This is a genomic window from Microbulbifer sp. MCCC 1A16149 (genome assembly GCF_050368945.1).
Lineage (GTDB): Bacteria > Pseudomonadota > Gammaproteobacteria > Pseudomonadales > Cellvibrionaceae > Microbulbifer.
This window is the reverse complement of record NZ_CP185959.1, coordinates 4,300,001-4,322,215: the sequence shown is the minus strand read 5'-3', so window position 1 is coordinate 4,322,215 and position 22,215 is coordinate 4,300,001. Positions and strand designations below refer to the sequence as shown.

Annotated in this window: 15 protein-coding genes and 2 rRNA genes (1 of these 17 running past the window's edge); 6 read left to right on the top strand and 11 right to left on the bottom strand. The window is 58.1% G+C overall.

Annotated elements, in window-relative coordinates; translation table 11 throughout:
- Positions 1 to 122 precede the first annotated feature (122 nt).
- Both ACONT6_RS17880 and ACONT6_RS17875 read right to left on the bottom strand, forming a co-directional pair.
- A complete protein-coding gene (locus ACONT6_RS17880) occupies positions 123 to 1,148 on the bottom strand; it encodes a zinc-binding dehydrogenase (protein ID WP_428819734.1) in 1,026 nt (341 codons plus the stop codon).
- A gap of 71 nt (positions 1,149 to 1,219) precedes the next feature.
- On the bottom strand, positions 1,220 to 2,941 hold the full coding sequence (locus ACONT6_RS17875) for a vWA domain-containing protein (RefSeq protein ID WP_428819733.1): 1,722 nt from the start codon (positions 2,939 to 2,941) through the stop codon (positions 1,220 to 1,222).
- A 192-nt stretch (positions 2,942 to 3,133) separates the two neighbouring features.
- On the opposite strand from ACONT6_RS17875, the gene ACONT6_RS17870 reads away from it, so the two are divergent.
- The 3 genes from ACONT6_RS17870 to ACONT6_RS17860 are packed head-to-tail and all read left to right on the top strand — an operon-like array spanning position 3,134 to position 8,064.
- Positions 3,134 to 4,819, top strand: coding sequence for a VRR-NUC domain-containing protein (locus tag ACONT6_RS17870; RefSeq protein ID WP_428819732.1), 1,686 nt, complete (start codon positions 3,134 to 3,136; stop codon positions 4,817 to 4,819).
- Between the two features lie 14 nt (positions 4,820 to 4,833).
- Entirely contained in the window at positions 4,834 to 7,272 is a 2,439-nt protein-coding gene (locus tag ACONT6_RS17865) for an ATP-dependent DNA helicase (protein ID WP_428819731.1), read from the top strand.
- A gap of 12 nt (positions 7,273 to 7,284) precedes the next feature.
- Positions 7,285 to 8,064: a CLCA_X family protein gene (locus ACONT6_RS17860; protein WP_428819730.1), complete on the top strand. Its 780-nt coding sequence runs from the start codon at positions 7,285 to 7,287 to the stop codon at positions 8,062 to 8,064.
- 78 nt (positions 8,065 to 8,142) lie between these two features.
- Here the strand turns inward: ACONT6_RS17860 and ACONT6_RS17855 are convergent, their stop codons facing one another.
- From ACONT6_RS17855 to ACONT6_RS17830, 6 genes are all read right to left on the bottom strand, one after another.
- Positions 8,143 to 9,042 (bottom strand): NAD(P)/FAD-dependent oxidoreductase, encoded by a 900-nt coding sequence (locus ACONT6_RS17855; RefSeq protein ID WP_428819729.1) that lies wholly within the window; start codon positions 9,040 to 9,042, stop codon positions 8,143 to 8,145.
- Positions 9,043 to 9,107: 65 nt separating this feature from the next.
- Positions 9,108 to 9,551: an Rrf2 family transcriptional regulator gene (locus tag ACONT6_RS17850; RefSeq protein ID WP_428819728.1), complete on the bottom strand. Its 444-nt coding sequence runs from the start codon at positions 9,549 to 9,551 to the stop codon at positions 9,108 to 9,110.
- A 96-nt stretch (positions 9,552 to 9,647) separates the two neighbouring features.
- The gene (locus ACONT6_RS17845) at positions 9,648 to 10,391 is read right to left on the bottom strand and encodes a sulfite exporter TauE/SafE family protein (protein WP_428819727.1); all 744 of its coding nucleotides are present in this window, start codon (positions 10,389 to 10,391) and stop codon (positions 9,648 to 9,650) included.
- 3 nt (positions 10,392 to 10,394) lie between these two features.
- Complete coding sequence (locus tag ACONT6_RS17840) at positions 10,395 to 11,102, bottom strand: pirin family protein (protein WP_428819726.1); 708 nt, start codon at positions 11,100 to 11,102, stop codon at positions 10,395 to 10,397.
- Between the two features lie 190 nt (positions 11,103 to 11,292).
- Positions 11,293 to 13,071, bottom strand: a complete 1,779-nt coding sequence (locus tag ACONT6_RS17835) for a DUF885 domain-containing protein (protein WP_428819725.1) — start codon at positions 13,069 to 13,071, stop codon at positions 11,293 to 11,295.
- A gap of 189 nt (positions 13,072 to 13,260) precedes the next feature.
- A complete protein-coding gene (locus tag ACONT6_RS17830) occupies positions 13,261 to 14,055 on the bottom strand; it encodes an SDR family NAD(P)-dependent oxidoreductase (protein WP_428819724.1) in 795 nt (264 codons plus the stop codon).
- A 212-nt stretch (positions 14,056 to 14,267) separates the two neighbouring features.
- Here ACONT6_RS17830 and ACONT6_RS17825 point away from each other — a divergent pair, with 212 nt between their 5' ends.
- The gene (locus ACONT6_RS17825; RefSeq protein ID WP_428819723.1) at positions 14,268 to 15,191 is read left to right on the top strand and encodes a SphA family protein; all 924 of its coding nucleotides are present in this window, start codon (positions 14,268 to 14,270) and stop codon (positions 15,189 to 15,191) included.
- Positions 15,192 to 15,260: 69 nt separating this feature from the next.
- Here the strand turns inward: ACONT6_RS17825 and ACONT6_RS17820 are convergent, their stop codons facing one another.
- Positions 15,261 to 17,129, bottom strand: coding sequence for a serine hydrolase domain-containing protein (locus ACONT6_RS17820; protein ID WP_428819722.1), 1,869 nt, complete (start codon positions 17,127 to 17,129; stop codon positions 15,261 to 15,263).
- A gap of 120 nt (positions 17,130 to 17,249) precedes the next feature.
- Between ACONT6_RS17820 and ACONT6_RS17815 the strand changes: the two genes are divergently transcribed.
- Both ACONT6_RS17815 and ACONT6_RS17810 read left to right on the top strand, forming a co-directional pair.
- Complete coding sequence (locus ACONT6_RS17815; RefSeq protein ID WP_428819721.1) at positions 17,250 to 19,382, top strand: winged helix-turn-helix domain-containing protein; 2,133 nt, start codon at positions 17,250 to 17,252, stop codon at positions 19,380 to 19,382.
- A 17-nt stretch (positions 19,383 to 19,399) separates the two neighbouring features.
- A complete protein-coding gene (locus ACONT6_RS17810) occupies positions 19,400 to 20,251 on the top strand; it encodes a carbon-nitrogen hydrolase family protein (protein ID WP_428819720.1) in 852 nt (283 codons plus the stop codon).
- Between the two features lie 413 nt (positions 20,252 to 20,664).
- Here the strand turns inward: ACONT6_RS17810 and rrf are convergent.
- Positions 20,665 to 20,780: ribosomal RNA gene (gene rrf, locus ACONT6_RS17805) — 5S ribosomal RNA — on the bottom strand.
- A gap of 213 nt (positions 20,781 to 20,993) precedes the next feature.
- Positions 20,994 to 22,215 (bottom strand): 23S ribosomal RNA (locus ACONT6_RS17800) (it continues 1,661 nt past the right edge of the window).

Below are 22,215 nucleotides of genomic sequence, written 5' to 3'. Positions count from 1 at the left end.
CCTGTGAATATCTACTGGATATCTTGGCGCAGCCAAGTAACCCCGCCCGGCGTTTCATAGCGGACGAAATTGCACCATAGTGCGGACGACCGGCCGCACAGCAAATTCTGCAAGGGTTCTGTTCAGGTCACATTGAGGACGACTTTGCCTACCGATGTGCCACTGCGCAGCAGCGCCAGCGCCTCATGCGCCTGCGCGAACGGAAATTCGCGACCAACAAACGGGGCCGGCAGGTCGAGCGCCGCACACCCGTCCAACAGTTCTTCAAATAGTGCCTGTTCCTGCCACAGCCAGATCAGGTTGAATGCCAGTACGGATTTGTTGCTGCTGATCATATCCATCACGTCGTAGCGCGGACGCTTCAGGTATAACCAGGCCGCTTTCAGCCAGTTGGGTTTGTTGCCGGGGGTAAATTCGGCAGCGCCGAATACTATTAGGCGACCGGTAGGCGCAAGTGCGGCGAAAGACTGTTTCTGGATTTTCCCACCGATGCCATCGAGCACGGCCTGTAACGGCCGCCCATTTAGTTGGGTGTGTAATTGTTCGGCAAAGTCATCACCGCGTACGATGACCTCGGCAAATCCCTGCCCGGCGAGAAACGCGCGCTTGCTATCCGAGCTCACGGTGCCGATAGGGATTGCGCCCATCTGCGCGGCCATACGCATGGCCTGCAACCCGACGCCGCCGGCGGCACTCTGAATCAGCACCACCTGCCCGGGCTTTATCGCGGCGAGGGTGGCGAGGGCGTAGTACGCCGTCAGGCTCTGCGCGGGAAAGGCCGCGCCCTCGGCGAAACTCCAGTGTTCGGGGATTTTTCGACAGTGTTGCGGCGGTACATCCACCACCGTGGCGTAGCCGCCGAAGCGGGTGCAGCCGTAGACCCGATCACCCACCTGCAAATCCGTTTGTGTACTGTCACCCAGGGCGGTGACCACCCCGGCAAACTCCAGCCCGGGGATGAAGCTACCCTGCGGGGTCGCGGAGTAGAGTCCGGTGAGCGCGAAGATATCGGCGAAGTTCAAGCCCACGGATTTTACCGCGATACGGATGTGCTCGCCGGACAGCGGCCCGACCGATTCGTCGACCAGCTTCAGGTTACTGATGGCGCCCGCCTTTTGCGTGCGCCAGACTTTTCGGGCCTCGGACATCGACTGCATCCCTTATTTCGGCAATAGAGAGACGCAGCCTACCGGTAGCCCATCGGCAGAGCCAGCCTGTATCACTCCGGCTGGTTGGTGACCGGCATGGCCTGGGCACTGGCCAGGGCGCCGGCGGTTTTCACCAGGCGTACGAACTCGGCGCGATCGCCACTGGTGTCTTTACCGCGAGCAAGCTGCGCCAGCGCCGCCACATCCTCGTAGTCGAACTCGCGCAGGGGTTCACTGCGCAGCAGCAGACCGAAACCGGCAACGGCGGTGGCAAACTGCAGGTCCTGCTGGGCTTCCTGAATCGGCTTTATCTGCGGTGCCAGGTGCCACTGTTTGAGGGTGCTGTCTTCTTCGCCCGGTTTCTTGTAGCGCACTTTTACCGTCGCCAGTTCGTCACGCTTGACCTGGGCCGTATTGGATTCGCTGTCGTTTGCGTAGCGCAGTGGATCCACCCGCGGGGTATCGCCCACCAGCGTCAGTTCATACAGCGCCACTACCGAGTGACCAGCGCCGATATCGCCCGAATCCTTCGAATCATTGTTGAAGTCCTCGCGATTGAGACGACGGTTTTCATAACCGAGCAGACGATATTCCGAAACCCGCGCGGGATTGAACTCCACCTGTACCTTGGCATCTTTGGCGACGGTGAACAGGGTGCCCGCGAGCTGCTCCACCAGCACGCGGTTAGCTTCGAAAATGGTATCGATATACGCGTAGCTGCCGTCACCCACATTGGTCAGCTGCTCGACCATTTCCTCGCGGTAATTGCCCATGCCGAAGCCCAGTGCGCTGAACTGCACACCGCTTTTACGCCCGCGCTCGATACGCTGTTTGAGGGTTTCCACATCGCTGATGCCCACATTGAAGTCGCCATCGGTGGCCAACAGGATGCGGTTGACCCCGTTCTTCTTGAACGCCTGTTGCGCAACCGCATAGGCCAGCTCTATACCGCCGGCACCGTTGGTCGAGCCACCGGCCTGGAGCCGGTCGATGGCCTGCAGGATTTTGGTTTTCTGATCGCCGGAGGTCGGCTCCAGCACCAGCCCGGCGCTGCCGGCATAGGTGACGATACTCACCGAGTCCTCGGCGCGCAGCTGCTTGGCCAGTAGACGGTAGGCCTGTTGCAGTAGCGGCAGCTTGTTCGCCTGGGACATGGAACCGGAAGTGTCGATCAGGAAGACCAGATTGACCGGCGGCACCTCGTCCATCGGTAACTCGCGCGCCTTCACGCCGATGGAAAACAGCGTGCGCTCTGCGTCCCAGGGCGCACGGGAGAGATCGAAGTGCACGGCGAAGTCATCATCGCTGGCGGGTGTCGGTTTACTATCCGCGCCCGCGAAGTCGTAGTTGAAGTAATTGACCAGCTCCTCGAGACGCACCGCATCCTTGGGTGGCAACTGTCCGTTGTTGAGGAAGCGGCGCACATTGCTATAACCGCCGGTGTCCACATCCAGGGCAAAGGTCGAGACCGGATCCTCACGCACCAGTTTTACCTGGCGGGGTTCCAGATCCTGATATTTCTCGCCAGAACCTTCCGGCGTAATGGGTACCACTTGTGGCGGCGCTAGTGCCAACGCCGATGCTGGCTGTATTTCCAGCTGGGGGCGACGCATGCGCGCCATGGGCAGGATATCAGCGCTCTCCCCTGAGTCGACCTGAATCTCCTGAATCACATACGTCTTCGACTGCTCTGCAGTATCTTCATCCTGCGGCTCATCGGAGGAAGAGCAGCCCACCAGTGCGGTAACCAGCGCAGCAAGGAGAAGATTGGAAAGTTGGGAATGGCGAGTCATATAGGTCCCTCTATACGTTATTGTTATTGGCGTTAAAAAGAGTTTTGCAGCACCAATCAGCTTTTGCCACTTTCAATGGCCCTGCAGTCGCGCTCAGGTTTGTTTGCACTTCTACGTTCCTGTATAACCATACAGCATTGGGCAGCGACGCTGCCCACCGCATGAGCTCACCCCCAGATACTTGAATTCCCCATGGCCGATCCCGTCGAACTGGCTCCGGATTACTACCTCAGCAACTTCCGCGCACTGGTGGACTTTGTGGTGGCGCGCTATGAAAACCTGTTGTCGGCCAGCGAAAGGCGCTTCTTCGGTCAGTTTCGTTCCCTGGCGACCGACAGCCAGCGCCTGTATGTGCGACTGCTGTCGCGCAAGGGGGTGCCCTCCAGTGCCGGCGCGCTGTTCCGGCAATACAAACTGAACTACGCAGAAATCAGCGATCTGAGCGCCGCGGTGGAACAACTGGTGGCGAGCGGCCTGCTGCAGCACAACCCGTCTCTGGCACTGGAAGAAATCCTGCCACTGTTCAGCAAGAACGAACTGCTGGCCAGCAGTCCAGAACCCCTGCCCAAATCCCTGAAACGCCCGGCCGTGGAACAGGCGCTGCTCGCGCAGGAGGCTTCGCCCATACAGCGTGCCCTGGTGGAAAACGAACCACTGCTGGCAGTACAGGCGGCAGAGCACTTCGAGACCTTCAAGCTGCTGTTTTTCGGCAACCTGAACCAGGATCTGACCGACTATGTGCTGCGGGACCTGGGACTTTACCGCTATGAAAGTTACCCGCTGGAACGGGAACAACTGCCGTTCCGGAATCGCGAGCAGATCGAGCAGCACCTGCGTTATTACGACTGTGTGGCCGAGGCCGAGTTCGCGCTGGCCGCGGATGCTGACGCCATTAATGCGCTGGCGGCGCGACTCCCCGCCGGTATCGACGGCGACAGTACCCTGCATCGGCGTCTCGACCGGTTGCGCCTGACCCTGGCGCGGCAGCTGGAGCGACTCGATGCCTTAAGCGAGGCCGACGCGCTGTACCGTCAGTGCAGCCGTCCGCCGGCGCGGGAACGCAGGGCCCGGATCGCAGTGAGCCGCGGTGACACCGAGCTGGGCCTGGCGCTGTGCGCGGAGATTCTCGCCAGCCCGCACAATGAAGCGGAGAGCGAGTTCGCGCAGAATTTCGGATACCGCACGGCAAAGAAAGCCGGTTGTAGTCAGGACTGGCCGGCGCCCCCCCGACACAAACCGCCTGTGGAAACCGTTGCCCTTAACCCCACCGGGCAGCGGGTCGAAATGCTCGCGGCAGAGTACCTCGCGCCGGGCGCCTCGAACGATCATTGCTTCTACGTGGAAAACACCCTGTTTAACGGTGTGCTCGGCCTCGCCACCTGGGACATCCTGTTTGCGCCGATACCCGGCGCTTTCTTCAATCCTTTTCAGGTGGCGCCAAGCGATTTCCGCACCGCCGATTTTTATTCCCAGCGCCGCGCTGCGTTCGAACGGCGACTGGCAGAACTGGAGACGGGAAACCTGAGCACATGGGTGTGGCGACACTTCGACGAGAAACAGGGTATCGCCAACCCCCTGGTCGCCTGGGAAGCCTTACCGGAACCGCTGCTGACACTGGCCCTGAAACGTATCCCCGCACAGCACTGGCTGGCCCTGTTCCGCCGTCTGCTGGGTGATATCGCCCACCATCGCAACGGGCTACCCGACCTGATCCGGTTCCCGGCGGAGGGCAGCTATGAACTGGTGGAAGTGAAGGGCCCCGGCGATCGCCTGCAGCAAAACCAGCAGCGCTGGCTGGCCTATTTCGCCAGACACCAGATCCCCCACCGGGTACTGCACGTGGAGTGGACAGCCATGAGCGGGATAACGCAGCCATGAGCGTGGAGACAGCCATGAGCGTGGAAACAGCCGTGAGCAACCCCGCGCTGCAACTGTCCGTGGGAGAGCTGGTGGCCTTTGCCTGTCGCAGCGGCGATCTGGTTGGAGAAAGCGCTACCGGCCCCACCGCCCTGGAGGGGATCCGCGCCCATCAACGACTACAGAAAAAACGCCCCAAGGGCAGCGAAGCGGAATACCGTCTGCAGGAGACGCTGGAACAGGATGGCTGCACCGTCGTGCTCAGCGGTCGCGTGGATATCCTGCACCCGCAGCCGGATCTGCACCGCGCGGTACAGCTGGACGAGATAAAGACGACGTACGTACCACCACAAAAACTGGCGGAGTCTGTCCGCGAGCTGCACTGGGCACAATTGAAGATCTACGGCTTCTGTTACGGGCTGCAGCAACAGTTCTCCGCGGACACCCCGGTGGCGCTGCAGATGCTGTGGCACAACCTGAAGGAAAAAAAAACCTACCCCGAATCCAGGGAATTCCGCTGGTGCGAGCTGGAAAGCTTTGCCAGAACCGCGCTCGCCGAGTATCTGCAATGGCAGCGGCGCTGGCAGGCCCATCGCCTGGCGGTGCGCGCCTCCGCCCGCGCGCTGGAGTTTCCGTTTGCCGCGTACCGGGCAGGCCAGCGTTCCCTGGCGGTGGCGACCTACCGCTGTCTGCGCGATGGTGGCGAACTGGTGGTGGAGGCGCCCACCGGAATCGGCAAAACCATCAGCACCCTGTTCCCGGCGATAAAGGCCGTGGGGGAAACGACCCTCGACCAGCTGGTATATCTCACCGCAAAGAATTCCGGCCGACAGGTGGTGCGGGAAACCGCCGCACGCCTACAAGCCGACGGACTGACACTGTCGGTACTGGAACTGCAGGCACGGGACAAAACCTGTGCCTGTAGCCTGGGCCTGTGCAGCCGCGACGAGGCGGGTATCTGCCCGCGCACCCGCGGCTTCTTTGACCGGTTGCCGGAAGCGCGTCGGAACCTCCTCGGGCACCCGTTGCTGACACCGGAGGTCATTGCCGAAGAGGCGGACCGCCTGCAGCTTTGTCCGTTCGAGCTGTCACTGCAGATGCTGCCGTGGGCAGATCTGGTGGTCTGCGACTTCAACTACGTATTTGATCCACTGGTGCAGATGCAAAACCTGCGGGACACACGCATGCAGCGCGCGCTGCTGATCGACGAGGCGCACAATCTCAGCGACCGGGCGCGCGCCATGTTCAGCGCGAAGCTCACCCGCGGTGATAGCCGTCGCGCAGCAGCTGGCTGTAAGGGTTCGCATCCCGGTCTGCGGCGCGCCATACAGTCAGTGGTGCGCGCACTGGACCAGTGGGTGGAGCAGCTGCGGGAATCGGAACAGAAGTCCGCGCAAACGCGCAACGGAGAAAATACCGAGCTGTGGATCACCGCTCTCGCAGACGGCCCGCCCCGGGCGGTGAATACAGCGATCCACAAGGTAATGCTGGTAGTCAGCCAGTTGTGGGAACAGTCACAGTCACCACCGGAAGGCATTGCCGACTGGCTCAAGGCCCTGTTCCGGTACCAGACCGTGGAACAGCTGGCTGTGGAACAACACCGCTGTATAACCCGCACGCGAAACCCGGCCAACAGCGGTAGCCGCTGGCGGGAACAGGAAATCGAGCTGCTGTGCCTGAATGCCGCCGATTACCTGCGCCAGGCTTATGCACAGTTCCACAGCGTCATTGCCTTCTCTGCCACCCTGCGTCCGCCGGGCTATGTTTATCGGCAACTGGGGCTGCAGGATGATTCCCCGTACCTCGCCCTGCCCTCTCCCTTTGCAGCAGAGCAACTGGGGCTGTTTCTGTGCCCGTTTGTGGACACCCGCTACCGCGCCCGCGATCAGGCCAGTGACGCGCTGGTGGATTTGATCGCGCGGACTTATCACGGTCGGCCGGGCAATTATCTGGTGTTCTTTCCCTCGTACCGTTTTTTACAGCAGGTGGCGCAGCGTTTTGCCGCGAAGTTCCCGGAAATCCCGCTGGTCCAGCAGACATCCGGCAGTTCCGATCAGCAGCGCCGTGCTTTTCTGGATCACTTCCAGGGTGGCCGGCGCAGCCTGGGATTTGCGATCATGGGCGGGGTTTTCGGCGAGGGCGTGGATTACGTGGGCGAACAGCTGGTGGGTACCATCGTGGTGGGCGTGGGCCTACCGCAGGTAAACGAGGAACAGGAATTGCTGCGCGCTGCCAGCGAGCAGCGGGGCGAGAACGGTTTCGATATTGCCTACCGTTATCCGGGCCTGACCCGCGTGTTGCAAACTGCCGGACGGGTAATCCGTACCGAGACCGACCGGGGCGTGGTGATCCTGGCAGACGCTCGCTTTGCCGATCCGTTTTATCACGCGCTGTATCCACAGCACTGGCAACCACAGACCTGTGACAACGGCGACATGCTTTCCACCGCCCTCGATCAGTTCTGGAATACCTGAATCGCAAACGCCATGGTATTAAACAGAATGTTCTACCGCCGCAGCCCGCAACAGCGCTCACAGCAGGACGTCACCTTCAATGACGTGCGCAAGCGCTTTGATTTCCGCTCCATTGCCATCGGACGCTGGGTCACCGAGGCAGAAAAAGCGCGCGCGGCGGGCCTGTTTTACGATGCGCTGGTAGACCTGATGACGATACTGCAGGGGCCGGAGTTACTGGTTTCCCTGCGCGGCACCCTCGCTTTCCAGTACGGCACCGGCGGCCGCCCCGGGATCTCCGCCCATTACGAACCCGGAACACGCACCTTTGCCCTGGCCAAGAACGCCGGGCCCGGTGCCATCGCCCACGAGTGGTTTCACGCACTGGACCACTACCTCGCCGACAAGGCCTTCAGTGATGTGTCTGGCAACATGTTCGCGTCCGAGGCCTGGTTGCGCGACGCCACCCCGGTACCCCACCCCATCAACGACCGCCTGTTCGCCTGCTTCCGCGCGATCATGCTGGACGAAAGCGGAGAAAACCCCAGCGATATGTTCCGCGCCTCCAAAGCGGCGGACAAGGCCAATGGCTGTATCTATTACGCCGACCCCGCGGAAATGTGTGCGCGCGCCTTCGAAGCGTTTGTGCAGGACGCGAGTATTTCCAACAATTTTCTGGTGGCGGGCACCAAAGCCACGGAAGAAGCAAAGCTTGGTCTCTACCCGAGCGGCGCGCACCGGGCTCGAGTCAACGCGGCCTTTCGCGATTATTTTCTTTTGCTGGGGCGGGCACTGCATACACAGCCGCAGTAAATTCCGCGCGCAAAAAATGCCGGGCAGAATTTGCTTCCACCCAGCCTGTTACGCCAGCCTTGTTAACCAAGAAACCGGTTACATCAGTCCCTCAAACATCAGTGAACGGTGCGCAGCCGCACCGGCCATGGCGCCATCGGCCATTGCAAAAGTCACATTGCCCGCGGCGCGCGCCGCATCACCACAGGCAAACACATTCGCCACCGATGTCGCCTGCATCGCATCGGTCTGGATGACCGCGCCCATCGGTGTTTCCTCAAACGCACAGCCAAGCTGTTGCGCCAGTGGCACCGGATGTTGCAGCTGCGTGGCGACAAACAACCCGGCGAGATCGACGACGCGACCGTCCTGCAGGTGCACCGCAGCCCGTTCGCCGGCGATGTGTGAAACCGGCGTGCGTTCGACGGTGACGTTTCGCTGGGCCAGCTGGCGCAGTTGCTCGGCGCTCGGCACGAAACTTTCATTGATAAAAAATGTGGTGGGCCCCCAGTCCGGCAACATCAGCGCGTGGTGCATGGAAATCTCTCCCACCGCCAATACGCCGAGCGCCGCCTGCTCCAACTCGTAGCCATGACAGTAGGGACAGTGAAATACCGCGCTGCCCCAGCGCTCTTCCAGCCCCGGGATATCGGGCAGTCCATCGCGCACGCCGGTGGCGAGGATCAGACGCGCTGCGCTGTAGCTGTCCCCCTGGCGGGTGCTCACCCGGAACTTCTCTCCATTTTGTTCCGCCGATTCCACAGCGGCCTCAATCCAGGTGACGTTGCGGTACTGAAGCAGTTGGGTACGGCCATCTGCCGCGATATCAGCGGGCGGGCGGCCGTCTTGCCCCAGGACACCGTGTGCGTGGGAGGCAAAACGATTGCGCCGCTGACCACTGTCCAGCACCAGAATCTGGCGACGACCACGGGCAAGCTGCAGGGCTGCGCTCATTCCGGCATAGCTGCCGCCAACAATCGCTACATCAAAATCCTTCATAGGTGCAGTTCCTTAATTGCGGGCTTGTGAAAAGCTCAGGTCGTGGGAGCTTCTGGCAATCGCCATCAGTGCCCGGGATTGCCGCAGTGCTGCATGCGCTGGTGGAAATCCCGGCTCAGGGACGCCAGGGTGATTTCGCGGAATCGGGACAACAGCAGTGCTTCGGCCGCATCAAAGGCTTCGCCCATGGCATTGTTTACCGCCTGTTCCACCAGGCAGCCGGGCGCCTCGGTGCGATGACCCAACGCCAGTACGCCCGGCGAACCCAACGCAATATGGATATCGTACAGGGTGACGGTTTCGAGATTCTTCGCCAGCCGCCAGCCGCCTCCGTGGCCCTTCTCCGAGTGCACCAGCCCCTGCTTGCGCAGTCCCGCCAGAATGCGGCGAATGACCACCGGGTTGGTCTGCATCATGCCCGCCAGGGCATCAGAGGTAACCGGGCCGTCGATCTCGGCCATATGCAGGAGCACGTGAAGCACTCCGGAAAGTCTGCTGTCTCTTTTCATGTAACTCAAAATATTACATGAAAACGAAAGCCGCAAGCACGGCCGCCATTTCAGCCGCCAAGCCAGTCAGCGATAGTGGGAGTTGGGGGGGCCTAATCAGGCCCCAAATGCTTTGACCAGTAGCGCCATGCCGGACAGCGCCAACAGCCAGCGGCAGACCACCAGGAAGGTTCGCTCATTGAGATAATGCTGCAGACGATAGCCGAGGTAGACCCCCAAATAGGCCACGGGCGACAGCACCAGTGCGGTTAATAGCAGCTCCCGGTTCCACAAACCCGCCAGGGTGTAGGGCACCAGCTTGATCAGGTTCATCACTCCGAACACCACCCCCGCCGTTGCCAGCCACGACAGTTTCGGCAACCTGCGCCCGATCAGGTACATGTTGAGCGGCGGCCCGCCGGCGTGTATCAGCGTGCTGGTCACACCGGATGTGGTGCCCCACAGCCAGGCGCTGCCGGGAAGCCGTGCCGCCAGGGGGGCCAGCTTTTGCCAGAACGCGAATAGGAGGCTCAACAGCCCCAGCGACAGGGTCAGCGCAAACGGAGAAACCCAGGCCAGCAGCCAGCCGCCGAGGGCGATGCCGAGCACTGCCGCGGGCAGCAGTTTTTTCAGCTCCAGGGCATCCCGGTGCCGCCAGTAATAGGCAATGGTGCGCACATCCATAATCAGCAGAATCGGCAGCATTAAGGCCACCGCGGCTTCCACCGGCAGTACCAGCGCCAGCAACGGCACCGCAACCACACCGGCGCCGCCGGCAAAGCCAGATTTGGATATGCCGGTGAGCACCACACCCAGTATTGCGAGGCCCCAGAACAGGGGGCCGTTACTGATCAGCTCCATGCACTATCCAGCATTTTCCGGCGCTCGCGGCAGGTCGAACCAGAGCGCCGTGACGCCACTTTCTGCAGCGGTCAGCTCCAGAGATTCCTCCATTACGCCCAGGCCATCACCGGCAGTGAGCTGGCCATCGTTTACCGCAACACCGCCCTCGATCAGGTGCAGGTAGCCGATGCCTCTCTGCGGGTTCAGGCTCAGGGTTTCTCCGTCCTTCAGCTGCAGGCGGTAGATACCGGCATTCTGGTGCACAGTGAGGGATCCGTCTTCGCCGTTTGGGGTTACCAGTGGCGTCAGCGGTCCGTTTTGCGCTATCGCTTTCTGTTCATATCCCGGCGCCAGGTCCCGCTGGTTGGGAATAATCCAGATCTGCAGGAATTTCAGTGCTTCGGTCTGCGAGTGATTGAACTCGGAGTGGGTAACACCGGTACCCGCGGTCATGCGCTGTACCTCACCGGCGGGTACCACAAAGCTGTTACCCATGCTGTCCTTGTGCTCTATTGCGCCCTCCAGCACATAGGAAATGATTTCCATATCCCGGTGACCGTGGGTGCCGAACCCCGCAGCCGGTGCGACCGTATCGTCATTTATGACCCGTAGGACAGAAATTCCCATGTGTTTCGGGTCGTAGTAGTTCCCAAAGGAAAAGCTGTGGCGGGAATCGAGCCAGCCGAAATTTGCTTTGCCGCGCTCATCGGCACGCCGTAGATATAGCATCTTGCCGTCCTCTCTAGGGTTGGATGGCATCACTATAAGAAGAGAGTCGGTGCGATTAAATCGAATTAATTTGGATAAATCGTTCGATTTATGGAAGGTTGGTCCACAGGGACTTTCAAGGGTTCGGGCAGGGGTTCGGGCAGAGGTACGGGCGACCGGCCCCGGTTAAATTTACCGGGGCCGCAAATTATCAGATTTTGTTTTCTGCGATAAATCGATCCATTTGCGCTTCCAGCATTTCCATCGGCAGGGCACCGTTGGCCAGCACCGCATCGTGGAAGGCGCGCAGATCAAACTGATCACCCAGTGTTTTTTCCGCTTTCGCACGCAGCTCGCGAATTTTGATCTCCCCCATTTTGTAAGACAGCGCCTGCCCCGGCCAGGAGATATAACGGTCGACCTCTGCGCGCACATTCGCCTTGGACAGCGAGGTATTATCGGCCAGGAAATCCAGTGCCTGTTGACGGCTCCAGCCCTGGGAGTGGATGCCGGTATCGATGACCAGGCGCGCGGCGCGCCACATTTCATAGCTCAGGCGGCCGAACTGCTGATAGGCATTTTCGTATACCCCCATTTCCACCCCGAGGCGCTCGGTATACAGGGCCCAGCCCTCACCGAATGCGCTGAGATACAGGTTCTTGCGGAACATTGGGACATTCTCCAGTTCCAGCGACAGCGCGCCCTGCAGGTGGTGGCCGGGAACGGCCTCGTGCAGGGTCAGTGCGACCAGTTCATACAGCGGGCGCTGATCCAGTGCGTAGGTATTCACCCAGTAGGCGCCGCCGCGGGTGCCGCCAATGGCCGCCGGGTTATAAGAGGCGGTGGTGTAGTTGGGCGCGATTTCATCCGGCACCGGCACCACCCCGTAGGGCAAGCGCGGCAGCTTGCCGAAGAACTCCGGCAGGCGATAGTCGATGCGTTTGGCGATGTAGGAGGCTTCTTTGAGGAGATCCTTCGGGGTCTTGGCGTAGAACTGGGGATCGGTGCGCAGGAACTCGGTGAATTCCTCGAAGCTGCCATCAAACCCGGACTCCTTGATCAGCGCGTTCATTTCCGCACGGATACGTTTTACTTCGGCCAGCCCGATCTTGTGAATCTCCGCGGGATCCATATCCAGGGTGACGTAGGTGCGGATCGCGTGGCGGTAATAATCCTTGCCGCCGGCCAGATCTTCCGCAGCCAGGGATTCACTCGCCGCATTCATATAGTCACCTTCAAGGAAGGTCGCCACGCGATCAAATGCGGGGATCGCGTACTCTTTAATGGCCTGGGCGCCCGCCTTCTGCAGACGATTTTTTTCCGCAGCAGAGAAATTGTCCGGGAGGTTTTCAAACGGCTCGTACAGGCTGCTTTTCTTCGGGTCGTCATAGACCTGGGCGCGCACCGTGGGGGCAATCCCTTCGACGACGACTTTCGGAAGTACAAACCCGTCCTCAATCCCGGCTCGCATATTTGCGATGTTTTCATCGAAGTAGCGGCCGAAATCCTGGATACGCTGGATGTAGTCCTCGTAATCCGACGGCTTTGGCATATTCAGTCCGCTACTGGCATCCAGCGCCGCACTCCAGAAGCTGTAGAAGGTATTGACCGGGATGCGATCGAGATACTGTTCATTAGCCTCGATGGAATTTTTCAGCACCCAGGTAAGCAAGTCCCTGTTGACCCGCTCGGAGTCGTTCAGTGCAGCGCTGTCGATCTCGGCGAGACGGGCCACGAGTTGTTGCTCGGCCTGCAGACGACGGGCGCGGTCTTCTTCCGATACCCCCGGCAGGCGATCGTTATAACCCTTCTCGCCCATTCGACCGGCGGTGATGGGATCTTCCCGCAGACTGTACTGCCAGTGATCGTCAATTACTTGCTGAAGCTGTTCGGCGGCGGTAGCAGCCAGGGTGTTTTGCGTAACCAGTGCGGCGAGCAGGGCAAGCAATGAAAGCAGCCGCGCAGGATGCGCCAGTGAAATACCGGACATGGGAAGACTCTCCAGAGGCTAAACGGTGGTCGTTGGTCTTTGCGCACAACTCTACCATGCCCCATCGGAGCTGGAATCCGCAGCGTCCGCTTACTCGATGAAATGCCGGGTGTTACGGTTCAACGGTGTGGCCGGCAGATAATTATTCTGCAGACTGCTCTGACACTAGTTTTTCCCGGCGCACAGCTATCAAACGATACTCTTGATCAGGCCACCTTCGGCCTTGATGCTCGCACCGTTGATTGCGGCACTGCAGGGTGAAGCGAGAAATGCCACCACGGCCGCAATTTCCTCGGGCTTGATAAAGCGCTGCAACAGGGAATCGGGCTCTGTTTCGCGGAAGAAATCGCGGACGAATTCCTCCTCCGACTTTCCCTGTACCTGGGCGCTCTCTTTGAGCCAGCTACTCACTCCTTCGGTCATGGTTGGCCCCGGCAGCACCGAATTCACAGTAACATCGCGACCACTACCCTTGGTGAGATTGGCGAGACCTCGCCCCAGAACTATCTGTGCGCCTTTTGTCACCGAGTAATGCACCATGCTCTCCAGTCCGCGCATACCGGCTTCGCTGGCAATATTGATGATGCGCCCGAAGTCCTGCTCGAGCATCTTGGGGAAAAAGTGTCTGCACAGTCGCACGGTGCTAAGGACATTGATGTCGAGGAACTGACGCCACTCTTCATCGGTGATCTCGGCGAAGGGACGGGGGTTGAATATCCCCATATTGTTGACCAGCACGTCCAGCTGACCGTGGGATTCTATCTCTGCGCAGATTCGCGCCGTATCCTGTGCATCGGACAGATCCCCATCGATCGCGATCACATCGCCAAGTGCAGTCAGCTCGGCAGCTACCAGGTTGGTGTCCGAGCGGCCATTGATGATGACTCTGGCACCCTCACTTATCAGGCTTTCCGCAATAGACCTTCCTATACCCTTGGTAGAGCCACTGACAAACGCCAGTTTGCCTTCGAGCTTGAGATCCATAACTACGCCCCTGCGCTGACACACTTCCGGCCTATAGTAGGGTGCGCCGCCAAGGGCAGTAGCCCAAGTAGAAATCGCGATAGCAACTACACTTGCAAACGATATACAGGAAGTAACGGACCCGGAGTCAGGGAGTAACTGTCGTGCTCGTAAACCTTTTATCCAACCGAATTTCAACGTGCTTGCTGCTGGCAGCGTTTTGCACGGGCCTTATGGGATTGTGGGCAAACCCTGCCCGTGCGACCGAAGGCGGTATCGGCTATTACGTGCCCGGAACAGCGGCAACCTTGATTGACCGCGCGCCGGTTCAAACGGGCTGGGTGTTTGAACCTATGTATCTCAATTACAGCGGCGATATCAGTACCGATATACGCGTGCCGATTGCAGACGTGATTACTGCGGGTATCGACGTGCGCATCAACAGTGTGGTTCCCGGCGCACTGTATACTTTCGACACGCCGGTACTGGGCGCCAAGTACACCGTGGGCGCCTACCTGTCCTGGATTGATGTGGAGGTTACCGGTCGTGTAGAAGGCCCCGTACGCTCTATCCGTCGCACCTCATCCGAATCCGGTCTGGGTGACACCACCCTGATTCCGGCAATGCTGGCCTGGGTGGATGGTAACTGGCAGTACAACGCCTTTCTCCCTATCCATGCGCCCACCGGCGACTATGAGGAGGGACGACTTGCCAATCCCGGCCTCAATTACTGGGCGGCAGATCCCACCTTCGGAATCGCCTACACCAATATGGAATCGGGTTTTAACGCCACGATGTTCGCCGGATTGACCATCAACCAGCAAAATCCCGATACCGATTATCGCAGTGGCCGGCTGCTGCATTTTGATGTGAGCCTGCAACAGATGATTAAGGCGGGCAGCGGCTTCCTCACCCTGGGTGTCAACGGCTTCTACGGTAATCAAATCAGCGATGACCAAAATCAGAACCGGTTTGTGGGTCCCTTCCGTCAGAAAAGCGGCGGTATTGGTCCGGCAATCGGTTACATGCTGCCCATGGGCAAGGACAATATCGTGGTCGAGTTTCGCTGGTTGCCACAGATGGATACCAAAAACACGCCCGAAGGCGATTACTACTGGCTGAAGTTTGTTTACCAGGTGGGCACCGGTAAAAAATAAACGAAAGCACGGATCGCGAGATATGCCATGCGGTGCCGCCGATTTGAGGCACCGCAGATTACGCGATGCTCAGGCCCATAAACGCAGGCCGACGACGCCGTATCCTGTCAGGAAGCAGGCTAGAACTGCATTTAATCCCATCAACACTATCGCGTGGTTTCGCCAGAATCCCCCTGTCGTTTGTTTGCGATGCAAGTAACCAACCCGCAGTGCCCACAACGAGGCGAGTACAAATACGATAGGGCCAATAAACACCATTAGTGACGGCAGTGTCATGGTCGCCGCCAGCGCGAACGGTTCAGGGCCACGGGAAACCATCACTGTACCTACAAATGCAGTCAAGACTCCGAACACGGGTATTATCGACCAGCTACGCAAGCGAACATCAGCGACGGCCATGTTGCGACCGAAGAGCTTTCTCGGCAGCCAGACCATAAGAAAAAGCAGTCCGAGTATGGTGGTTACCAGCCAGCTCGCGACCAACAGCAGCGGAAGCAACGCGCTAAGGATACCCGTTTTCTTTAACGTCATCGGTCCGTAATGGAGAACACTACCCAGCAGGGGATCTTCAGTCGCGACCAAGGCAACACGACCGCTACCCTCCTGTAGATACTGTCCGCTCGCCGTCGCGGATAGTTTTCGAGGCTTCCCACCGACCAAAGGTGCGACCGTGATACCGCCATCTGCAACGGCAATCTTCCACGGGATCAGTTTGTGGGCAATGCGCCACTGCTCAGCATTCGGACTCACCAACTGATAGAAACCGCTTAAGCTGGCATTCGGATGCCCCATTGATCGTGGAGGATTTGCTTTCTCACTGGCCTGTTTTGTTGCTTCGTAGTCGGCCAGCAATTTGTGGATCTGATTTGCTGCGGGGCTTTCACCATTCGTGAGAACCACATGTCCCTGTTTCCCCTGCGGCATGTAAGCTACCAGCGCTCGTACTCCGGGTAGAGCCCCCTCGTGGCCGTAGTAGATCTGCCCTTTATGGTGAAACGAGGTTAGTCCGGCTCCCCACCCTATTTCGATCCCGGCGGCGGCTGCGCGTGAGCCAACGGGGCGTTCCATCAAGCGTACACTGTCAGCTTTCAGCACCGTACCGTCTACTGTCTCCTCCGGATGCTGCATAAAACGCAAAAGCCTGACCATATCGTCGAGACTACTGTGCATGCCGCCGGCGGCACGATTTGGCAAGTGCCAGTAGGGCAAGGCCTGACTGCCGCGGTACAGGGTTGCTGCGTTGGAGCGAAAATGATCATCGAAATAGAATCCACTGTCGTCCATGGCCAGGGGCTGGAAGAACCGGCTTTGGATATAGTCTTCATAGCGCTCGCCGGTGATTTTCTCGACGATATACGCGGCTACCAATGGCCCTGTGTTGTTGTAAGCAGACCTGCTCCCCGGCACCCAGCGCGATTTTCGCGAATGCGGGTGCAGTGCCAGTGTTTGGGCAATAGTAAGTGGTTCCTTGTTCTGGCTGACAAGCTCAGGCGGGTGCGGTGCATCCCAGCCGGTTGTGTGGTTCAACAGATGTATCAACCGTATTGGATACTGGTCTTCCCAAGGATTTTCAAATTCCACCTCCGGAGCCAGATCGGCGATGCGGTCGTCGAGGGTCAGCTGTTTCTCTGCAACCAGTTTCATTACAGCGAGCCCCACCAGTATCTTTGACACGGAGCCGACCCGGAATACCGTATGTCGATCCACTTTTTGCCGGTGCTCAATATTCTTGAACCCGGTCGTATAGCGCCACACGGAACCGTCTGGCTCAAACACGGCAACCGCAGCGCCCGGTGTGCGAGTGCGCTTTAGAATTTGATCAATTTCCCCGGCGAGCTCGGGATAGGTTCTGTCAGTGGTACTCGACGCCTCCGCTGCCCCAAGGTGAAAAGCAAAAAGCGACACGAGAACCATCGCCAGGTTGGTTATGTTTTGCATACGTTTTTCCTCAGTATCCATCAATCCAGCGCGATCCGGACGGCACCGGATACATCGGCTGTGTTTTAATGAGGAATCAATATCGAAGGTTGACACGTGATGACAAAGGAAGCTTTGTGAATGTATGTGGCTGACACGCCGGGAATTCGGCCACACTTGTTCACAAGCCGTAACCGATTGATTTACAAAGTATTTGGAGCTTTGAGTATTGTGAAGGGCAGCCATCAGGTAGGGGAATATTTATACGACGATGATCGCGGACGTCTGCTACAAGGGGACCACGTAAAGCGGCTTGAACCCCAGGTTAACGCGCTGCTGAAGCTATTTATTGAAAGCCCCGGGGAAACAATCACCAGGGAACGGATCGGTAAACATATCTGGCCAGATCGGGTGGTCGGAGATGACGCACTGCGTGCGATGGTCCGAAAATTGCGCGATGCGTTCGGGGACGATGCCCGTAATTCAAACTATATTCGCACAGAGCCATTGAAAGGCTATTCATTGATCGCGCCGGTCACCCCGTATTACCCCGACGATGGTCAGGGGCACACAGGCACCACCCGGCAGCGAAATAGACTTCTCATCCCAATTGCGGGCGTCAGCGCCGGTGCCGCGCTTATCGCTGCGCTCTGGTCATCGTCTGTTCACGAGCAGCGCCCTGCGGAGATAGAGCTTCTCACGCGGATGACCGGCTCGGAGGTAAGCCCGGACTACAATCCTGCAAGTAACCGGCTGATCTTCTCTCACCGATCTAATAAAGATGACTTTTTACAGCTGTATGTGAAAAACCTGAACACCGCGCAGGTACAGCGCTTAACCTGGGAATCCGCGGATTACGCCAGCGCACTGTGGTCTCCGGATGGGCAGGAAATCGTCTATTCCCGCAGCGTTAATAGCGAGCTGACCCACTATCTCGCCAAGTTCGACCCACAGCAGGGGATCGTCGCGGAGCAACTGCTGTTAGCCGACCAGACGACACGGCGCTACCTCGTGTCCTGGTCTCAAGGTGAGCGCGCGGTTTATCTCAAAGACGGCCCTCGCCCGGGGGTGCCCGCAGGTATTAGCAAAATCAATTTGGATACCCGGCAAGTGACCACTGTTACTGCGCCCAATGTACAGGGAGCCGGCGACATTTTTGCGCGGGAGTCCAGCGATGGCTCCATGCTGGCGGTACTTCGGGTGGTGGAGTCGGGCAAGCAGGAGCTTCTCGTGTTCGACAAAACAACCGGAAGCCTGCTGCATACCAGGGTTCTGCTCGCGCCCGCCGATCGGCTGGTGTGGTCAGAAACCCGCGACCAGATAACGCTCAGTAATTTCCAGGGTGCGATTCAGTTTTTTGATCTCAACTCCAATACCCTTTCCCTAGGCGATCCGTTAGCCGACGGTATCAATGATGTTTTCCACCAGTGCCATGCACACTGCCTGTACATGCGCAAACATAACGGTAACTTCCTTGATCTGCTGGAGCAGCCGAACCCGTTCATGGAACGCTCGCTGATGGCAGCACATAACTTGGACCTACCCGGAGCGGAAGATTTTCCATTGTTCAGCCCTGATCAGCGAGGGCTCTATTTTCTCGAAAAGCGCGGATCTGGACTTCTCCTCAAGTACACAGGCCATCACGGAAAACCCGTCGAGATTTTTGAATTCCCGGCAGGCACGCGTGTTACAGCGCTTACTCTGAATACTACTGGTAGTCACATCGCCGGCGTTGCCGGTGATCGGGTTTTCGTGATGAACCTGCGGGATCCATCCGTCGAATTTATCACCAGTGGTGCGGAGCTGGTCGGGTTCCCGTTCTGGTTAGCGGATGGCAGTGGCCTGCAGTTTTCGAAAATGGAAAAGGGGACAGTGAAGCTATATCAGCACGACCTGCTATCCGGAACCTCGGCTTTCAAAATGCAAGGCTACCTCGCTGATATCCCGCTCCCCGACAACCGCTTTTTACGTATTGATGGCAGTAACAAGGTTTGGTTTATTCGACCCGAGCGCGATCCATTTCTCATGGCCGAGTTACCTTCAGCCTCGCCAAATCGCTGGCAGATCCGCGACGACTGGATGTACTTCACGGCGCACGAAGGGAATATGGCCGTTATGCGGCGCATCAATCTGACCACCGGCATCGATCAGCAAGTACCACTGGCCAAGAACCGATTCCGACTAAACTTCGACCTGAGTAAAAATAGTGAGCGTGTGCTATTTGTCAGATCGTTGCTGGCTGAAAGCAATCTTGTGAAAGTTTCATTGCAATAGAATTCAAGGAGATTTCCGTGAAGGATGTGCACGTAGGCGCGGTTCAAATGGTGAGCGGAGATAGCGTCGCCAACAATCTCAACAGGGCCCATGCGCTGTTGAGAACAGCGGCGGAGGCCGGTGCAGAGCTGGTGTTACTCCCGGAAAATTTTGCACATCTCTCGGATCGCGGCAGCTACGCAGCAGCCGAACACTTCGCTGAGGACGGCGTCGCCGATGAAACGCAGCAACCAATTCAGGCTGCTCTCAGTCGCTGGGCAAAGGAGCTGGGTATCTGGTTGGTTGCCGGTGCCATACCACTGCTTGAGCGCCCTGATGGCTCTCCGGTTGAGGGGAAACGCAACCGCTCAGCCTGCCTGGTCTACGACGACCGCGGACAGCTTTGCGCCCGCTACGACAAGATACATTTATTCGACGTGGACGTCGCCGACGCGGCGGGACGCTATCGCGAATCGAACTCTATCGAGCCTGGCACCCATACCAGTGTTGTCGATACCCCGTGGACAAAGCTCGGCCTGAGTATCTGCTTCGATCTGCGCTTTCCCGAGCTTTTCAGAGTACTGGCTACCCGGGGTGCGGAGGTTTTGCTGGTACCCGCCGCATTTACCCACACTACAGGCGAGGCACACTGGAAAACCCTGCTACAGGCGCGCGCAATTGAAAACGGCTGTTACGTCATTGCGGCAAACCAGGGCGGACAGCACTCGGAGAAACGCAGGACCTGGGGACACTCTGTGATTATTGATCCCTGGGGAGACGTGCTGGCGGAAGCTGGCGAGGGCGAAGCTGTGATTACTGCAAAGCTCGATGGGGATAAGTTGGGGACAGTGCGGCAGAACATGCCAGTACTCGATATGCGCCGCCTGTAGCTAACAGTAAAAGGCGTTACTCACAGAATAACTGGATAGAGCTGTGGGTAAGTACGGGATATGGGGTGTGAGTGGCGTGGTTGTTGGGTTGCGGAAAACGTTTAAAAAAGCGACGGTGTTTTTTTGGGCGGGTTTGGTTTTCTAGGGGTGTGTGGATATAAAAAAAGGCCCTGGTCGCGTTAGCGATCGGGGCTTTTTTTTGTGTTCGGTCTGGTGGTGCGGGTGGCTGGAAGTCTGTGGACCTACACTGGGTGGCGAGCGGTGCGACGCCTCCGGCGCCCCCGGCTTTGCTCCTGCGGAGCATGGCCGGTCACATGGCAGCGCTTTGGCGCTGCGTGGTAGTGGCAGTAATTCATCGTATCCTAAATAAAAAAAGGGCCACCCAAATGGGTGGCCCTTTCTTTTATTTAGAAGCCTGACGATGACCTACTCTCACATGGCGAAACACCACACTACCATCGGCGATACTGCGTTTCACTTCTGAGTTCGGCAAGGGATCAGGTGGTTCCACAGTTCTATGGTCGTCAGGCAAACTGGCTTGGGTTGGCTTGGTCTTATGAGCTCTGTGCTCGGCGCTGCCGCTTGATTGTTCGTTTGCCACTGCTTTCGCAGCTAACAATCAACCCAAATAAGTCGGTAAAACATTCTGTAGTAATACACCGCAAGATCTGTATGTCTCGTCTCGCGCACAATCCACTGATCGATCATCTGATCAGTAATCGTTAGTAACCATCTCTGTTGTATGGTCAAGCCGCACGGGCAATTAGTACTGGTTAGCTCAACGCCTCACAACGCTTCCACACCCAGCCTATCAACGTGGTAGTCTTCCACGGCCCTTTAGGACTCTCAAGGAGTCAGGGAAATCTAATCTTGAAGGAGGCTTCCCGCTTAGATGCTTTCAGCGGTTATCCCGTCCGAACATAGCTACCGGGCAATGCCACTGGCGTGACAACCCGAACACCAGAGGTTCGTTCACTCCGGTCCTCTCGTACTAGGAGCAACTCTTCTCAAATTTCCAACGCCCACGGCAGATAGGGACCGAACTGTCTCACGACGTTCTAAACCCAGCTCGCGTACCACTTTAAATGGCGAACAGCCATACCCTTGGGACCGGCTTCAGCCCCAGGATGTGATGAGCCGACATCGAGGTGCCAAACACCGCCGTCGATGTGAACTCTTGGGCGGTATCAGCCTGTTATCCCCGGAGTACCTTTTATCCGTTGAGCGATGGCCCTTCCATACAGAACCACCGGATCACTATGACCTACTTTCGTACCTGCTCGTCATGTCTGACTCGCAGTCAAGCGCACTTATACCATTATGCTCATTGCATGATTTCCGACCATGCTGAGTGCACCTTCGTACTCCTCCGTTACTCTTTGGGAGGAGACCGCCCCAGTCAAACTACCCACCATACACTGTCCTCGATCCGGATAACGGACCAGAGTTAGAACCTCAAACATACCAGGGTGGTATTTCAAGGATGGCTCCACAATGACTAGCGTCACTGCTTCAAAGCCTCCCACCTATCCTACACAAGTAGGCTCAAAGTTCAGTGCAAAGCTGTAGTAAAGGTTCACGGGGTCTTTCCGTCTAGCCGCGGGTACACTGCATCTTAACAGCGATTTCAATTTCACTGAGTCTCTGGTGGAGACAGCGTGGCCATCGTTACGCCATTCGTGCAGGTCGGAACTTACCCGACAAGGAATTTCGCTACCTTAGGACCGTTATAGTTACGGCCGCCGTTTACCGGGGCTTCGATCAAGAGCTTCGCCGAAGCTAACCCCATCAATTAACCTTCCGGCACCGGGCAGGCGTCACACCCTATACGTCCACTTACGTGTTTGCAGAGTGCTATGTTTTTAATAAACAGTCGCAGCCACCTGGTCACTTCGACCGGCCTCAGCTTAGGGAGCAAGTCCCATCACCAAAACCGGCGTACCTTCTCCCGAAGTTACGGTACC

What these genes read in the sequence shown, in the direction of transcription:
- ACONT6_RS17825 (WP_428819723.1), top strand. Translation starts at nt 14,268, where the DNA reads ATGGGATTGTGGGCAAACCCTGCCCGTGCGACCGAAGGCGGTATCGGC.
- ACONT6_RS17850 (WP_428819728.1), bottom strand. Translation starts at nt 9,551, where the DNA reads ATGAAAAGAGACAGCAGACTTTCCGGAGTGCTTCACGTGCTCCTGCAT.
- ACONT6_RS17870 (WP_428819732.1), top strand. Translation starts at nt 3,134, where the DNA reads ATGGCCGATCCCGTCGAACTGGCTCCGGATTACTACCTCAGCAACTTC.
- ACONT6_RS17865 (WP_428819731.1), top strand. Translation starts at nt 4,834, where the DNA reads ATGAGCGTGGAAACAGCCGTGAGCAACCCCGCGCTGCAACTGTCCGTG.
- ACONT6_RS17880 (WP_428819734.1), bottom strand. Translation starts at nt 1,148, where the DNA reads ATGTCCGAGGCCCGAAAAGTCTGGCGCACGCAAAAGGCGGGCGCCATC.
- ACONT6_RS17860 (WP_428819730.1), top strand. Translation starts at nt 7,285, where the DNA reads ATGGTATTAAACAGAATGTTCTACCGCCGCAGCCCGCAACAGCGCTCA.
- ACONT6_RS17845 (WP_428819727.1), bottom strand. Translation starts at nt 10,391, where the DNA reads ATGGAGCTGATCAGTAACGGCCCCCTGTTCTGGGGCCTCGCAATACTG.
- ACONT6_RS17820 (WP_428819722.1), bottom strand. Translation starts at nt 17,129, where the DNA reads ATGCAAAACATAACCAACCTGGCGATGGTTCTCGTGTCGCTTTTTGCT.
- ACONT6_RS17835 (WP_428819725.1), bottom strand. Translation starts at nt 13,071, where the DNA reads ATGTCCGGTATTTCACTGGCGCATCCTGCGCGGCTGCTTTCATTGCTT.
- ACONT6_RS17815 (WP_428819721.1), top strand. Translation starts at nt 17,250, where the DNA reads ATGTATGTGGCTGACACGCCGGGAATTCGGCCACACTTGTTCACAAGC.
- ACONT6_RS17840 (WP_428819726.1), bottom strand. Translation starts at nt 11,102, where the DNA reads ATGCTATATCTACGGCGTGCCGATGAGCGCGGCAAAGCAAATTTCGGC.
- ACONT6_RS17875 (WP_428819733.1), bottom strand. Translation starts at nt 2,941, where the DNA reads ATGACTCGCCATTCCCAACTTTCCAATCTTCTCCTTGCTGCGCTGGTT.
- ACONT6_RS17830 (WP_428819724.1), bottom strand. Translation starts at nt 14,055, where the DNA reads ATGGATCTCAAGCTCGAAGGCAAACTGGCGTTTGTCAGTGGCTCTACC.
- ACONT6_RS17855 (WP_428819729.1), bottom strand. Translation starts at nt 9,042, where the DNA reads ATGAAGGATTTTGATGTAGCGATTGTTGGCGGCAGCTATGCCGGAATG.